The organism is Pimelobacter simplex (genome assembly GCF_024662235.1).
GTDB lineage: Bacteria > Actinomycetota > Actinomycetes > Propionibacteriales > Nocardioidaceae > Nocardioides.
The window spans coordinates 1,464,455-1,479,721 of sequence record NZ_CP096276.1; the positions used below are offsets into that span (position 1 = coordinate 1,464,455).

The 15,267-nt window shown below is 74.1% G+C and carries 12 protein-coding genes; 5 read left to right on the forward strand and 7 right to left on the reverse strand.

The features are described from left to right. Nucleotides 1–11 precede the first annotated feature (11 nt). Complete coding sequence (locus M0M48_RS07040) at nt 12–1,361, forward strand: GDSL-type esterase/lipase family protein (RefSeq protein WP_257750583.1); 1,350 nt, start codon at nt 12–14, stop codon at nt 1,359–1,361. On the opposite strand, the gene M0M48_RS07045 is transcribed toward M0M48_RS07040, so the two are convergent. Continuing rightward, the gene (locus M0M48_RS07045; RefSeq protein ID WP_257750584.1) at nt 1,321–2,556 is read right to left on the reverse strand and encodes a class I adenylate-forming enzyme family protein; all 1,236 of its coding nucleotides are present in this window, start codon (nt 2,554–2,556) and stop codon (nt 1,321–1,323) included. The two genes, M0M48_RS07040 and M0M48_RS07045, sit on opposite strands and share 41 nt — an antisense overlap. Before the next feature lie 22 nt (nt 2,557–2,578). Between M0M48_RS07045 and coaE the strand changes: the two genes are divergently transcribed. Beyond that, on the forward strand, nt 2,579–3,172 hold the full coding sequence (coaE, locus tag M0M48_RS07050) for a dephospho-CoA kinase (RefSeq protein ID WP_257750585.1): 594 nt from the start codon (nt 2,579–2,581) through the stop codon (nt 3,170–3,172). A 4-nt stretch (nt 3,173–3,176) separates the two neighbouring features. On the opposite strand, the gene M0M48_RS07055 is transcribed toward coaE, so the two are convergent. The 3 genes from M0M48_RS07055 to M0M48_RS07065 form a co-directional block, all read right to left on the reverse strand. Continuing rightward, entirely contained in the window at nt 3,177–4,166 is a 990-nt protein-coding gene (locus M0M48_RS07055; protein WP_252373347.1) for a sigma-70 family RNA polymerase sigma factor, read from the reverse strand. 182 nt (nt 4,167–4,348) lie between these two features. Further along, on the reverse strand, nt 4,349–6,505 hold the full coding sequence (locus M0M48_RS07060; protein ID WP_257750586.1) for a S9 family peptidase: 2,157 nt from the start codon (nt 6,503–6,505) through the stop codon (nt 4,349–4,351). Nucleotides 6,506–6,515: 10 nt separating this feature from the next. After that, nucleotides 6,516–7,883 (reverse strand): DNA polymerase IV, encoded by a 1,368-nt coding sequence (locus M0M48_RS07065; protein ID WP_257750587.1) that lies wholly within the window; start codon nt 7,881–7,883, stop codon nt 6,516–6,518. Nucleotides 7,884–8,016: 133 nt separating this feature from the next. Between M0M48_RS07065 and M0M48_RS07070 the strand changes: the two genes are divergently transcribed. Then, the gene (locus tag M0M48_RS07070) at nt 8,017–9,042 is read left to right on the forward strand and encodes a DUF4192 domain-containing protein (RefSeq protein ID WP_257750588.1); all 1,026 of its coding nucleotides are present in this window, start codon (nt 8,017–8,019) and stop codon (nt 9,040–9,042) included. Between the two features lie 39 nt (nt 9,043–9,081). Next, the gene (locus M0M48_RS07075; RefSeq protein WP_257750589.1) at nt 9,082–10,542 is read left to right on the forward strand and encodes a glutamate-cysteine ligase family protein; all 1,461 of its coding nucleotides are present in this window, start codon (nt 9,082–9,084) and stop codon (nt 10,540–10,542) included. 18 nt (nt 10,543–10,560) lie between these two features. On the opposite strand, the gene M0M48_RS07080 is transcribed toward M0M48_RS07075, so the two are convergent. Further along, nucleotides 10,561–11,013: a hypothetical protein gene (locus M0M48_RS07080; protein ID WP_215815065.1), complete on the reverse strand. Its 453-nt coding sequence runs from the start codon at nt 11,011–11,013 to the stop codon at nt 10,561–10,563. Between the two features lie 120 nt (nt 11,014–11,133). Here M0M48_RS07080 and M0M48_RS07085 point away from each other — a divergent pair, with 120 nt between their 5' ends. After that, complete coding sequence (locus M0M48_RS07085) at nt 11,134–12,057, forward strand: sulfurtransferase (RefSeq protein ID WP_257750590.1); 924 nt, start codon at nt 11,134–11,136, stop codon at nt 12,055–12,057. Between the two features lie 25 nt (nt 12,058–12,082). Here M0M48_RS07085 and M0M48_RS07090 read toward each other — a convergent pair whose 3' ends face one another. Together M0M48_RS07090 and sepH are read right to left on the reverse strand one after the other, a co-directional pair. Continuing rightward, complete coding sequence (locus M0M48_RS07090; protein ID WP_257750591.1) at nt 12,083–14,128, reverse strand: SDR family oxidoreductase; 2,046 nt, start codon at nt 14,126–14,128, stop codon at nt 12,083–12,085. A gap of 46 nt (nt 14,129–14,174) precedes the next feature. Then, nucleotides 14,175–15,149: a septation protein SepH gene (gene sepH, locus M0M48_RS07095; RefSeq protein WP_257750592.1), complete on the reverse strand. Its 975-nt coding sequence runs from the start codon at nt 15,147–15,149 to the stop codon at nt 14,175–14,177. Nucleotides 15,150–15,267: the final 118 nt, after the last annotated feature.

A 15,267-nucleotide genomic window follows, 5' to 3' on the forward strand; every position in this document is an offset into this window, starting at 1 on the left:
GGAGGGACGGCATGCACCGATGGGCGCGTGCGGTGCTCGGGGCCGCGCTGGTGGTGGCGTCGCTGGCGATGATGCCGGCGACGGCTTCCGGCGCGCCCTCCGGCGACCCGGTACGCATCATGCTGCTCGGCGACTCGGTGACCCAAGGCTCGTCGGGGGACTGGACGTGGCGCTACCGCCTCTGGCGGCGGCTCGTCACCGCCGGCGTCTCCGCCGACCTGGTCGGCCCGCGCGCCGACCTCTGGGACGCACGCACGGACGGTCCCGGTGCGATCTCGTACGCCGACCCTGCCTTCGACCGCGACCACGCCGCCCAGTGGGGGATGTTCGCGGCCCTGCCGGACACAGCGGTGACGTCGCTCGTCTCGACCCACCAGCCAGACGTGCTGGTCGTGATGCTCGGCATCAACGACCTGATCTGGACCACCGAGACTCCGGCGCAGGTCGCCGCCAGCGTCGGCCGACTCGTCGCCGCAGCCCGCTCGGTGCGACCGGACATCGACGTCGTGGTGAGCGAGGTGACCCAGCACTGGTTCCCGGAGGCGCCCGAGCTCAACGCGGAGCTCGCCGGCCTCGTGTCCTCCCTGACCACCGAGCTGTCGCACGTCGTCCTCGCCGCGACAGCCGCGGGCTACGACCTCGCCCGTGACACCTACGACACCTCGCACCCCAACGCGCGCGGCGAGGTCCGGATCGCGACCGCGGTCGCCGACGCACTCCACCGCCTCGGCATCGGCCCGGCGGCGCTCCTGCCGGACACGATGCCCGAGGTCGGGCCCCGGACGCCGGCGACACTGACGGTCGACACGACCGGCGCCCTGTCCTGGACGGCCGGACCGGGAGCCACGGGTCAGCTGCTCTGGCGCCGCGACGTGACCGCGCGCGAGGCATGGAACCGGCTGCCCGACCTGCTCCCCGCGGACGGACGGCTCGTCCCGACCGGGCTCCTCCGGCACCACCGCTACGAGTTCCGGCTGCAGCCCGTGCGCGGCGACGACCTGCCTGAGGGCGAGGTCCGCTCGGGGGTCGCCATCCTGCAACCGGGAGGTCCGCCACCGGTCGTGGTTCCTCCGGTCCTGGTTCCTTCCGCACCGACCCGGCTGCGGGTGGCCGGCGCCGGTCGTCGTTGTGTGCGCCTGGCCTGGGCGCCGGTCGCCGGGGCGACGTCCTACGCCGTGCAGCGGCGGACGGGGGTCGGCTGGACGGCTCCGGTCCGGACCACCCTTCCCCGCTGGCGGGGCACCCGCCTGCCGCTCGCCCCGCGCTGGCGGTTCCGGGTGCGTGCGGAGCGCCACGGCGCCCCGGGCGCACCGACGGCGATCACCGTGGCCCGAGCTCGCTCCGCCGCACCTTGCCGGTGAGCGTCCGCGGCAGCTCACCCACGAACACGTAGTCCTTGGGCCGCTTCGGCGGTGCCAGGTGCCCCCGCGCGTACGACGCCAGGTCGGCCTCGCTGACCGAGCCGACCACCGCCGCGCACACCCGCTGCCCCCACGCGGGGTCCGCGACGCCGTACACGGCGATGTCGGTGACACCCGGGCAGGTCCCCAGGACCTGCTCGACCTCGGTCGGGTAGACGTTGACGCCGCCGCTGATGATGAGGTCCTCGCGGCGCCCGTCGAGGTAGAGGTAGCCGTCGGCGTCGATCCGCCCGAGGTCCCCGACCGAGAACGCCGGTCCCTCGGGCGTCTCGCGCCAGGCGGCCGCGGTCTTGTCCGGCGCGCCGAAGTAGCTGAACCGGGCGAACGACGGCACCGTGCACCAGATCGTCCCGTCGGGATCGGTGCTCAGCGTCCGGCCGGGGCGGGCCCGGCCGACGGTGCCGGGGCGGGCGAGCCACTCCTCGCTGCGGCAGGCGGTGAACTGGCCCTCGGTCGAGCCGTAGAACTCCCACGTCGAGCCGTCCGGGAACGCCTCGACCAGCCGGTGCTTGAGGTCGGTCGGACAGGGCGCACCCGCGTGCGCGACGAGCCGGAACGACGACAGGTCGGGCATCCCGTGCTCGTCCCAGTGCGCGAAGAGCCGCTGCAGGTGGGTCGGGACGCAGAACATCGTGGTCGGCCGCTCGGCCTCGATCGCCGCGGTGACCGCGGCCGGGTCGAACGGTCCGGGGATGACGATCCGGCCGCCCGCGAGGATCGTGCCCATCGCGAACCGCAGCGGCGCGGAGTGGTACAGCGGGCTCAGCACGAGGTTGACGTCGTCGGGGGAGAAGCCCCACAGGTCGCGCTCCTCGGCGACCAGCGCCGCGGCGTCGGCAGGCGCCAGAAGACCTGAGAACACCCCCTTCGGTACGCCGGTCGTCCCGCTCGTGCAGTGCATCGGCCGCCCCCGGGGCAGCCCGGCGGGCGGCAGCGTCGCGACGAGCGCCCGCAGCTCGTCGTCGGTGCGCACGACCGCGGTCGGGTCGAGCCCAGCCAGGATCCGCTCCTGCTCGGTCGCGGTCAGCCGCGGGTCGAGGGGGATCGGGAAGACGCCGGCGGTGAGCATGCGCAGCACCGCGTCGACGTAGGCGTGCGAGCCGGGCAGCAGCAGGGCGACCCGGTCGTTCTCCACGGGGCCACAGTAGGGTCCGCATGTGCGCGTCGGACTGACCGGGGGGATCGCCTCGGGGAAGAGCACTGTCTCGTCGATCCTCAGCGAGCTGGGGGCGGTCGTCATCGACGCCGACCTCATCGCCCGCGAGGTCGTGGCCCGGGGAACACCGGGCCTCGCGGCCGTGGTCGAGGCCTTCGGCCCCGAGATGCTGACCGCCGACGGCGACCTGGACCGGCCCCGCATGGGCGCGCTGGTCTTCGCCGACGAGGCGCGCCGCCGGGTGCTCGAGGGCATCGTGCACCCCCTCGTCTTCGAGCGCTACGCCGAGCTCGAGGCGGCCGCCCCCGCCGACGGCATCGTCGTCCACGACATCCCGCTGCTGGTCGAGTCGGGTCGTTCGGGGGAGTTCGACGCTGTCATCGTGGTCGACGCCCCCGAGGAGGTCCAGGTCGAGCGGATGGTCCGCGACCGGGGCTGGACCGAGGAGGACGCCCGGGCCCGGATGGCCGCTCAGGCGACCCGGGAGCAGCGGCGGGCGGTGGCGACGTACCTGATCGAGAACACGGGGACGCGCGAAGACCTCCGCCAGCGTGTGACGGAGGTCTTCGAGGCGCTGCTCGCGCAGCCGGCCTAGGCGCTCAGGCGGCCGAGCCGGACGCCAGGTCCGGGTCGCCGAGGCGGCGCAGCTTCTGCAGCGCCTCGCGCTCGAGCTGGCGTACCCGCTCGGCGGAGATGCCGTGCTTGACGCCGATGTCGGCGAGCTTGTGCTGGCGGCCGTCGGTGAGGCCGTAGCGGGAGCGGATGATGTCGGCCGCGCGCGGGTCGAGCTGGTCGACGAGGCTGTTGAGCCGGTCGCGGGACTCGACGTCGAGGACGGTCAGGTCGGGGCCCGGCGCGGTCTCCTGGGCCATCAGGTCACCGAGGGAGGTGTCGCCGTCCTCGTCGACCGGGGTGTCGAGGCTCACGTGCTCGCGGCCCCAGGCCATCAGGTCGAGCACCCGCTCGACCTCCATGCCGAGCTCCTGGGCGATCTCGGCGGGCTCGGGGTCGCGGCCCAGCTGGCGCTCGAGGGTACGACGGGCGCCGCCGACCTGGTTGAGCTCCTCGACCACGTGCACCGGCAGCCGTACGACGCGCGCCTGCTGCGCGATGCCGCGGGTGATCGCCTGGCGCACCCACCAGGTGGCGTAGGTGGAGAACTTGTAGCCCTTGGCGTAGTCGAACTTCTCGACCGCGCGGATCAGGCCCGTGTTGCCCTCCTGGATCAGGTCCAGCATCGGCATCTGGGCCCGGCCGTACTTGCGGGCGATGGAGACCACGAGGCGCAGGTTGGCGTTGATGAACTCCGTGACGGCCTTGCGGCCCTCCTCGGCGATCCACTCCAGCTCGGCCTCGGAGGCCTGCTTGGGGGCGCCGCCCTTCTTGCGGCCGACGCGGCCCTGGGCGAGGAGGTGCTCGGCGAACAGGCCGGCCTCGATCGTCTTCGCCAGCTCGACCTCGCGAGCCGCGTCGAGCAGCGGGGTGCGGGCGATCTCGTCGAGGTAGAGACCGACGCTGTCGCGTCCCTCGATCTCGCGTCCGGTGTTCCGCTTGGTGCTCGTCGGCCGAGTCATCGTGGTGGTGGCCATCGCGTCCCTCCTTCGCCCGTGCGGGTGGAGCCCAGCCGCACATGTGGTTCCAACACTGGGGAGGTACCCGGGATTCCCGGGATCCTCCGGTGTTGCTCTCACAGGCAATGACGTCCGGCGGTTCCTGGAAGTTGCGCCCTGAGCCGAATCTCAGGGAGTTCTCAAGTTCGGCCGCCCGACGCTCAGGAACCGAGCAGGGGACGCTCGGCCAGGCCCAGCCGGTCGAGGATCCACGCGAGGGTGAACGCCCGCTCCTCCCACGCCCGGTAGCGCCCGGAGACGCCGCCGTGCCCGGCCGCCATCTCGGTGCGCAGCAGGACGTCGGCCTGGGGTGCGCGCTCGCGCAGGCGGGCGACCCACTTGGCGGCCTCGACGTAGAGGACCCGGGTGTCGTTGAGCGAGGTCTCGGCGAGGATCGCGGGGTAGGGCAGGTCCGCGACGTTCTCGTACGGCGCGTAGCCGGCGATCCGCGCGTAGGCGACGGGGTCGTCGGACGGGTTGCCCCACTCGTCGTACTCGGGGATGGTCAGGGGGAGCGTGGCGTCGAGCATCGTCGTCAGGGTGTCGACGAAGGGGACGCCGGCGACGAGTCCGCCGAAGGCCTCGGGGGCCTGGTTGGCGACGGCGCCGATGAGCAGGCCGCCGGCGCTCGCGCCCTCGCCGACGATCTGGCCGGCGGTGGTCCAGCCGGTCTCGACCAGGTGGCGGGCGCTGGCGATGAAGTCGTCGAACGTGTGCTGCTTGTGCTCGAGCTTGCCGTCGTCGTACCAGTGCCGGCCCATCTCGCCGCCACCGCGGATGTGGGCGATCGCGAACGCGGCGCCCCGGTCGAGCGTGGAGAGCCGGGCGACCGAGAAGTAGGGGTCGATCGAGGCCTCGTAGGCGCCGTAGCCGTAGAGGTGGACGGGGATGGGGTCGGTCCCGGCGGCGCCGCGGACGCCCTTGCGGACGACGAGCGAGATCGGCACCTGGACGCCGTCGACCGAGGTCGCCCAGAGGCGGTGCTCCTCGTACTCGTCGGCGTCGTAGCCGCCGAGGACGGGGGCCTGCTTGCGCAGCACGAGCTCGCCGGTGCGCAGGTCGTGGTCGTAGACCGCTGAGGGGCGGCTCAGGCTGGTCATGCCGACCCGGATGGCGGGCTGCTCGAAGGCGGGGTTGCTGCCCGCGCCGACGGTGGCGAGCTCACCCGGGAAGTCCACGAAGCGGTCGGCGGTCACCGGGGCGGCGGGGTCGCTGCCGAGGTCGAGGATCCGCACCTGGCTGCTGCCGTTGCTGCGCTGCTGGACGACGAGGTGGTCGGCGAACGCGTCGACGTCCTCGAGGCGGACCGCGAGGTCGTGGGGGAGCAGCGGCTGCCAGTCGGCGGGCGCGGTGGGGCTCGCCGGGGCGTGGCCGAGCTCGAACTCCGGTCCGGTGGCGTTGTGCAGGACCAGGAAGCGGTCCTGGCCGCCGACGACCGCGTGCTCCAGGGAGTACTCGACGCCGTCGGTGCGCTCGGCGAAGCAGAAGGGCGTCGCCGTCGGGTCGGTGGCGTCGATGACGTGGAACTCGGAGGTCGTCTTCGAGCTCGCGGCGATCATCACGTAGCGCCGGCTCCGGGTCCGGCCGACGCCGACGAAGTAGCGGCCGTCGGGCTCGTGGAAGACCAGCTCGTCGTCGGCCTGGGCGGTGCCGAGGCGGTGCCGCCAGACCTTGTCGGGACGCCAGGCGTCGTCGACGGTCGTGTAGTAGAAGTGGTCGGCCGAGGCGCCCCAGGTGACGCCGCCGAGGACGTCGGTGAGCACGTCGTCGTGCAGTGCGCGGGTGGCCAGGTCGAGCACCCGCACGGTGTAGCGCTCGTCGCCGACCGTGTCGACGGCGTACGCCAGGAGGCGGTCGTCGGGGCTCACCGAGGAGCCGCCGAGGGAGAAGAAGTCGTGGCCCTCGGCGAGGCTGTCGAGGTCGAGGAGCACCTCCTCGCCGGGCAGCGCGGGCTGGTCGGGGGTCGCGTCGGCCGCGGGCTGCGGGGGAGTCCAGTCGTCGGGGTCGGCGACGGGGACGCGGCAGCTGGCGCCGTACTGGCGGCCCTCGAAGGAGCGCCCGTAGTACCAGAACCCGCGCACCCGGGTCGGGACCGACAGGTCGGTCTCGAGGGTGCGGGCCTTGATCTCGTCGTAGATCGCGCCGCGCAGGTCGGCGAGGTGGTCCGTGCGCTCCTGGGTGTAGGCGTTCTCGGCCTCCAGGTGGGCGATGACCGCCGGGTCCTCCTTGGCGCGCAGCCACTCGTACTCGTCGGTGCGGGTGTGGCCGTGCAGCGTCGTGGTGACGGGGTGGCGCGGGGCGCTCGGAGGGACGGGCATGCGCCGAACGCTACTGCGGGTCCGGTTGCTCCGGCTGCGGCGGTCGCCACCGGCTCAGCCCGGGGTCGTCGGCGCGGAAGGAGCGGACCGGTCCGGGCGGCGTCTCGGCGGTCTCGAAGCGGACCGTCACCACCCCCTTGCCGGCGCCCCAGACCCAGCCCCGGCCGTGCTCGGTGTGGACGACGTCCATCCCGGGGGACCACGACGAACCGGTCCACCGGGCGCCGGCCTGGTCGGGCTCCGGCTCGGGCGGGGCGGCCTCGTCCGCGGTGGGCTCCTCGGTCTCCGCGTCGTCCTCGGGGCCGGCCGCTGCGAAGAGGTCCTCCTGGATCCAGTCGGCCAGCCCGGAGACGCCGACGCCGAGCAGGCGGACGCCGCCGGAGGTGTCGAGGTCGTCGAGCAGGGTCCGCGCCAGCCGGGCGATGGTCGCGGGGTCGTCGGTCGGCGCGGGCAGCGTCGAGGAGCGGCTGAGCGTGGTGAAGTCGTAGAGCCGGACCTTGAGCGTGATGGTCCGGCCCGAGACGCCGCCGCCCCGCATCCGGCGGGCGACCTCGCCGGACTGGCGGGTCACGATCGCGGCCATCTGCTGGCGGTCGGTGAGGTCGTTCTCGTAGGTGCCCTCGACGCTGACCGACTTGGCCTCGCGGTCGGCGACCACGGGCCGGTCGTCCTCCGCGCGGGCCAGGTGGAACAGGCCCTGGCCCAGCGCCTTGCCGACCAGCCGGACGAGCTCGTCCTGGCTGATCCGCTCGAGCTCGGCGACCGTGTGGATGCCGGCGCGCCGCAGCCGCTCCACGGTCGCCGGGCCGACGCCCGGGATCACCGAGACGTGCATCGGGCGCAGCATCGCCAGCTCGGTACCGGGCTCGACCACGACCAGCCCGTCGGGCTTGCGCAGGTCGCTGGCGATCTTGGCCAGGAACTTCGACGAGGCGACCCCCACCGAGGCGGTCAGCCCGCCGGTCACCTCGTGGACCCGGGCGCGCAGCTCCTCGGCCTGGGCGGTCACCGTCGGCAGCTCCAGGTCGGGCAGCCCCGCCTCGGCCAGGTCGACGAACGCCTCGTCCAGCGAGAGCGGCTCGACCAGGGGAGAGCAGGCCCGCAGCACCGCCATCACCGCGGCGCTCGTCGCGCGGTAGGCCTCGAAGCGGCCGGTGAGGTACGCCGCGTGCGGGCACCGGGCGCGGGCCTCGCGGGTGGACATGGCCGACCGGACGCCGTACGCGCGGGCCTCGTAGGACGCCGTCGACACCACGCCCCGCCCGCCGGTCCCACCCACGACCACCGGCTTGCCCCGCAACGACGGCTTGTCGCGCTGCTCCACCGCCGCGAAGAACGCGTCGAGGTCCAGGTGGAGGACCGAAGCGTGGGCGCGCACGGCGTCACGTTAGTCGTCTCCCACCCCACCACCGACCCCGGAACCTCCCCAACCCCCTCCGCCACCCCCACTCCCTCCACAGCCCCCCACCACGCCCACCCCACCCCCCGCCCTCCCACCCGACCCTTCTCCCATGACCACCGCCCCGCTCTCCCTGACCGCCCACGACGCCGACGACCTCCTCGCCGTCGCGCCGGTGCTCCTCGGGTTCTGGCCCGAGCGCTCGATCGTGATGCTCACCCTCGGCGCGCGCCGGCCCTTCCACGCCCGCATCGACCTGCCGCCGCTCGACGTGCAGACGCCTCGCGTGCGCCGCCTGCTCGACACCCGCCTCCTCGAACCCGCCCGGCGCCACGGCGCGGCCCGGGTCGTCCTCCTCTACTTCACCGACGAGCCCGTCGCGGCCGCCGCCGTCCACCGCGCGCTGCGCCGCTGCTGCGCCCACCGAGGCCTCGGCATCGTCACCGCCCTGCTCGCCGACGGCACCCACTACCGCGAGCTCGAGCACCCCGATCCCGTCCAGCGCCGCCGCCGGCATCCCTACGACGTCACCGGCCACCCCTTCGTCCGCGACGCCCTCGCCTCGGGCCGCCTGGCCCACCCGACCCGCGACGCGATGGTCGGCTCGCTCGCCCAGCAGCCCGCCGCCGCAGCCGCGGTGGCCGCGGCCCTCGTCGCCCAGGGCCACGCCGACCGCGGCATCCCCACCACCGGCCGGGCGATCCGCGACGCCGGCCGCTGGGCGCTGGCCACCGTCGCCGACCTGGTCGCCGGCTCCGTGCCGCCCACCGACGCCGACCTGGCCCGGCTGCTCTGGGTGATGCAGGCGCCCCGGGTCCGCGACGCGGCCTGGTCCCACCTGGTCGCCGCCACCGCGGGCGCGCACGTCCGGCTCTGGTCCGACGCCCTGCGCCGCGCCCCCGAGGCCCTCGTCCCGGCCCCCGCCGCACTGCTCGGCTGGGCCGCCTGGCAGTCCGGCGACGGCGCCCTCGCCTGGGCCGCCGTCGACCGCTGCCGCCAGGTCGACCCGGACTACCGGCTCGCCGACTACCTCGCGGTGCTCCTCGACCACGCGGTCTCCCCGGACCAGTGGAGCGGCGACTTCGACTGGGCCGCGGGCCTGCCCCCGGCCGCCCAGCCCGCGGACGCGCCGCCCTAGGGCCTCGCTCCCGGCCCCGGTTCTGTCTAGTGTCGGTCCATGGGAGATGACGTCGCGGCCCAGGAGTTCACCCCCGCCGACCGGACCCGCTACCGGGACAAGGTGCGCCGCTGCCTCGACGTGTTCGAGCGGATGCTGCGCGAGTCGGCCTTCGACACCGACGACCCGTGGACCGGCATCGAGGTCGAGCTCAACCTCGTCGACGCCGCGGGTGACCCGGCGCTGCGCAACGCCGAGGTGCTCGACGCCATCGCGGACCCGGATTTCCAGACCGAGCTCGGCCAGTTCAACATCGAGCTCAACCTGCCGCCCGGGCCGCTCGCCCGCGGGGGCCTGGAGCAGTACGAGACCCAGCTGCGCGCCAGCCTCAACAACGCCGAGAAGCGCGCGGCCGAGCTCGAGGCCCACCTGGTGATGATCGGGATCCTCCCGACCCTCGCGCCCGAGCACCTCGCCGCCGACGCGCTCAGCGCCAACCCGCGCTACCGGCTGCTCAGCGAGCAGATCCTCCAGGCGCGCGGCGAGGACATCCAGATCGACATCCAGGGCGTGGAGCGGCTGCGGGCCACGGTCGACACGATCATGCCCGAGGCGGCCTGCACCAGCACCCAGTTCCACGTCCAGGTGAGCCCGGAGCGCTTCGCGTCGTACTGGAACGCGTCCCAGGCGATCGCCGGCGTGCAGATCGCGGTGGGCGCCAATGCGCCGTACCTGCTGGGCAAGCACCTGTGGGCCGAGACCCGGATCCCGCTCTTCGAGCAGGCCACCGACACCCGCGCCGAGGAGCTCAAGGTGCAGGGCGTCCGGCCGCGGGTGTGGTTCGGCGAGCGCTGGATCACCTCGGTCTTCGACCTCTTCGAGGAGAACGTGCGCTACTTCCCGGCGCTGCTGCCGGTCATCGACGACGAGGACCCGCTCACCGTCCTCGAGGCCGGCGGTACGCCGAACCTCTCCGAGCTGCGCCTGCACAACGGGACCATCTACCGCTGGAACCGCCCCGTCTACGACATCACCGGCGGCCTGCCCCACCTGCGCGTGGAGAACCGGATCCTCGCCGCCGGACCGACCGTCGTCGACACCGTGGCCAACGCCGCCTTCTACTTCGGCCTGGTCCGCGCCATCGCCGAGAACGACCGGCCGCTGTGGTCCCAGATTTCCTTCAGCGCGGCCGAGGAGAACTTCCACGCCGCCGCCCGCGACGGCATCAACGCCGAGATCTACTGGCCCGGACTGGGCCGGGTGCGCGCCACCGAGCTCGTCGTACGGCGTCTGCTGCCGCTGGCCCGCGAGGGCCTCGCCCTGTGGGGCGTCGAGGAGGCCGAGGCCAACCGCTACCTCGACATCATCGAGCAGCGCTGCCTGGCCGGGACCAACGGCGCCGACTGGTTCGTCCGGCGCGTCGACGACTTCCGCGACCTCGACCGCTACGACGCGCTCCGCGCGGTCCTGGCCGACTACCGCGCCCGCATGCACGACAACGCGCCGGTCCACACCTGGTGAGGCGCCGGTTCCCTGCACTCACGGCTCGGTCGGCCGGATCCGGCTCCAGGTCCGCCCGACCCCCGAGCGCGGGTCCCGCCACGACCGCCGGGTCACCACGACCAGGTCGAGGCTGACCCCCAGCTCCGGGCCGGCGCAGCCGACCGCCGCCGCCCAGGCGAGGTCCTCCAGGTCCGGACCGTCGACCGGACGCGTCAGCCACAGCAGCGGTACGACGCCCCGGGCCAGGTGGTCGCGGCACAGCGCCTCGACCACCTCGATCCGCAGCGCGAGGTCGAGCGGCTCGCCCCGCCGTACCTCGAAGCGGCGCAGGCCCGCCGCACCACCGCCCGGCAGCCCCGCCTGGAGCACGGCCGGGTAGCGCCGCCGCGGCTCCTGCGCCGCGTGCTCCCGGACCGCCCGCCGCAGCACCCGCTGGAGCAGCAGCGGCACCGGTGCCTGGATCCCGGCGGACGTCGTGGGCGTGGACATGCCTGGAGCCTGCCCGATCCGGAGCCCGGCCGGGCGCCTCCTCCACAGGCCCGCCCGGAGCCCGAGCCCGGAGCCCGAGCCCGGAGCCCGAGTCCCGGATCCGCCGCCTAGGCTGGCGCCATGACCGCCACGACGAGTTCCGGGAGGTCCGGGCTGATCGGTGCCGACGAGCTGGTCCGCGAGCTGGGCGCGGGACGGGGCCCGGTGACCGTCCTCGACGTCCGCTACCGCACCGGCGATCGCGCGCCGGGAGCCGGAGCGGCGGAGTTCGCCGCGGGCCACGTCCCCGGCGCGGTCTACGTCGACCTCGACGACGCCCTCGCCGCACCTCCCGGCGACGGCAGCCGCGGCCGGCACCCGCTGCCCGCGACCGCGGACTTCGAGGCGGCGATGCGGCGCGCCGGAGTCCGCGACGACCGCCCCGTCATTGTGTACGACGACTGGGCCGGCCACGCCGCGGCCCGGTGCTGGTGGCTGCTGCGATACCACGGGCACCCCGACGTCCGCGTCCTCGACGGCGGCTGGTCGGCCTGGCTCGCCGCCGGCGGCCCGACCGAGGCCGGCCCGGCGGCCGAGACCCCGGCACCGGGTGCCGACCCGAGCCCGGCCGAGCCGCCCGGCACCGCCACGTCCACCGCCACGTTCACCGCCCGCCCCGGCCGGATGCCGGTCGTCGACGTCACCACCGTCCAGCAGGCCGGGGTGGTGATCGACGCGCGCGCGGCGGAGCGCTACCGCGGCGAGGTGGAGCCGATCGACCCGGTGGCGGGCCACGTACCGGGCGCGGTCAACGTCCCGACCAGCCGCAACCTCGACGACCAGGGCCGGTTCCGCGACCCGGCCGCGCTGGCCGCGACCTACGCCGAGGTCGGTGCGGTGCCCGGGGGAGACGTGGCGGTGGCCGTCTACTGCGGCTCCGGCGTCACCGCCGCCCACGACGTCCTGGCGCTGGAGCTCGCCGGAGTCCGGGCCGCGCTCTACCCGGGCAGCTGGAGCGAGTGGGTCGCGGATCCGTCCCGGCCCGTCGCCACCACCGGCGCCTGAGCCTGCCGGGCACGCACGCCCGACCTCACCAGTGCACGCCCCGGAACAGCTGGGCGAGCAGCATCTGCTCGGTCTCCCGGTGGTTCGAGGCGGGCGCCTCCTCGGCCGCGGCGGCCGCCGACGAGGCGGGCTTCTGGCCCTTGGCGGCGGCCGAGTCCGGGAACACCTGGTAGGCCAGGTTGAGCACCCGGAAGGCCGTGCGCGGGGCGATCGTGTGGGCGAGCTCGCCGGCGGTGCCGAGGGCGGTGTTGATCTCGTGCGGCTTGTCGACCATCGCCTTGATCACCACGTCCGCGGCCTGGGCCGGGGAGATGGTGGGGAACTTGTCGTAGATCTTGGTCGGGGCGATCATCGGCGTCCGCACGAGCGGCATGTGCACGTTGGTGAAGGTGATGCCGTGGCCGACGACCTCGGAGGAGACGACATTGCTCCAGGCGTCAAGGGCCGCCTTCGAGGCGACGTACGCCGAGAAGCGCGGCGGGTTGGTCTGCACGCCGATCGAGGAGATGTTGACGATGTGGCCCGAGCGCTGGCTGTGCAGCTGGGGCATGAGGCCCATGACGAGGCGGATCGCGCCGAAGTAGTTGAGCTGCATGGTGCGCTCGAAGTCGTGGAAGCGGTCCTGGGAGAGCTTCAGGGAGCGGCGGATGGAGCGGCCGGCGTTGTTGATGACGTAGTCGACGCTCGGCAGGTCGGTGCTCAGCTGCTCGCAGAGGCGGTCGATGGCCTCGAGGTCGGACAGGTCGCAGGGGAAGACCTCGGCGCGGCCGCCGCGCATCTCGATGATGGCCTTGGTGGCCTCGAGCTTCTCCTTGCCGCGGGCGACGAGGACGGGGATGCCGCCGGCCTGGGCGACCTTGAGGGCGACGACCTGGCCGATGCCGGAGGAGGCGCCGGTGATGACGACGTACTTGTCCTTGAGGGCGGCGACGGCCTTGGGGTCGCGGCCGGTGGCGTCGTCGAGGTTCTCCTCCCAGTAGCCCCACAGGGCGCGGGCGTAGGTCTCCAGGGGCGGGACGCTGATGCCGGAGCCGGTGAGGGCGCGCTCGGTGGCGCGGGAGTCGAAGACCGAGGGGAACGAGGTGTGGGCGAGGACCTCGGCCGGGATCCCGAGCCGGCCGACGGTCTGGTCGAGGACGAGCTGGGCCGGGGTGCTGCGCAGGACGGCGTTCATCAGGTTGATGGGGCGCAGGGCGCGGGGGAGCAGGGCGAGAGGTCCGGCGGTGGTGACCGAGCGGTCGACGGGGGTCGCGAAGCGCGGGGCGCCGGCGGCGCCGCAGAAGGCGTTGATCATCTCGATCACCGGCTGCGGCTCGGGGTTGACCAGGTGGAAGGCCTCGCCGTCGTGGTCGGGGACGTGGGCGAGGTGGTCCATCGCCTTGGCGACGTAGTCGACCGGCACCAGGTTGGTGTCGCCGAGGTCGAGCCCGACGAGGGGGAGCCAGGCCGGCAGGGCGTCGCGGAGGCGCTTGATGACGGGGAAGAAGTAGTACGGACCGTCGATCTTGTCCATCGCGCCGGTCTCGGAGTGGCCGACCACGATCGCCGGGCGGTAGACCCGCCAGGGGATGGTGGCCTCGTCGCGGACGATCTTCTCGGACTCGTACTTCGTCCGGTGGTACGGCGACGGGAGCGGCTGGCCCTCCTCGAACATCGTCTCGTCGAAGCGGCCGTGGTAGTCCCCGGCCGCCGCGACCGAGGACACCTGGTGGAACACCCCGGCCCGGAGCGACTCGGCCAGGGTGAGGGCGTTGCGGGTGCCGTCGATGTTCATCGCGTCGTTGGTCGCGTCGTCGGCGGTGATGTCGTAGATGGCCGCGAGGTGGAAGAAGTGGTCGATCGTGCCGGCGTGCTCGGCGACCCAGTCGGGGTCGACGCCGAGGCCGGGCTGGGTGAGGTCGCCGACCACGGGCTGGACCCGGTCGGAGCCCCACTGCCGCACGAGCGCCTCCATGCGCGGGAGCGACGACGCGCGCACGAGCACGAAGACCGGACCCTCGCGGTGGTCGACGAGCTCGGCGATGAGGTGGCGCCCGATGAAGCCGGTGGCGCCGGTCACGAAGTAGGCCATGCGCGCACGCTACGCGCTTTTGCCCGGTCGCGGACCGGGCTGCGGCCTACTGGTCGCCGCCGCCGAACATGATCTCGTCCCAGCTCGGGACGGAGGCGCGGCCGCGCTTCTTCTGCACCGGACGGCGGTGCCGGGCGCGCTCGGCCTCCGCCTCGGCCTCCGCCTCGGCGTCGGCGTCGGACGCGGCGTCCGGCGTGGCCAGGGTGTCGGCCTCGGCCTCGATCGCGGACTCGGGTGCCGTGGCGCGGAGCGGCTCGTCGGCGGGTGCGGCCGGCGCGGGGGCGGCGGGCACCTCGTCGAAGGCGTCGCCCAGGGGCAGCGCGGCGTCGCCGAGCGGCAGCTCCTCGGCCGGTACGGCGGCCAGCCGCCGCTCGCGCACCTGCTGGAGGTCGTCGCGGGCCGGCGGGGCGGCGACGGGCAGCACGTCGCCGATCAGCCAGCGGGCGTCGTCGTTGTCGGAGAGCACGTAGTTGCCCGGGGCGTCGTAGGTGAACCGGGCGATGCCACCGCGCTCGTCGGTGTCGAAGGTGCCGGTGAGCACCCAGCGGCCGGTGTCGCGGCGGTAGGCGTCCCACACGACGGTCGTCGGGTCGGCGCCGCGCCCGCGCAGGTGCGCGGCGACGGCGTCGCCGAGGACCCGGCTCTGGGCCTGGCCGGTGCCCTCGCCGGGGGTGCGGCGCACGGAGGCCTTCTGGGCGCGTCCGGCGACGTGCTCGCGCTCGGCGAGGACCGGTCCGACATAGGGCATGATCGCCTCGACCGTGGTGCCGGCGGCCTCGGCGACCGTCTCGGCGGACTCGCCGGCGCGGATCCGGGTCTGGATCTCGCGGGGCCGGATGCTGCTGCTCATCGGGGTCTCCAATCGACGCGGTGAGTCACCACGCACCGCGGTGCGGAGCTCAGGCGTGATGTCGAGGGTGTAGGTGGTGCCCTGCTCGTCCACCAGCTGCAGGCGGCGCGGGGTGGTGCCCGCGGCGAGGGTGAGGCGCACGGGGCGGTCCGTGCCGCCCTGGTCCGCCATGTCGCTCATCATTCCCTCGGGTCGTCTGCAGTTCTTGAAGGTGCTGAAAGGTGCTGGTCGCCTGCTCGGACGAGCCTACGCCGCGCGGCTCCCCGGAGCGGGACCCACGCCGGGCGCG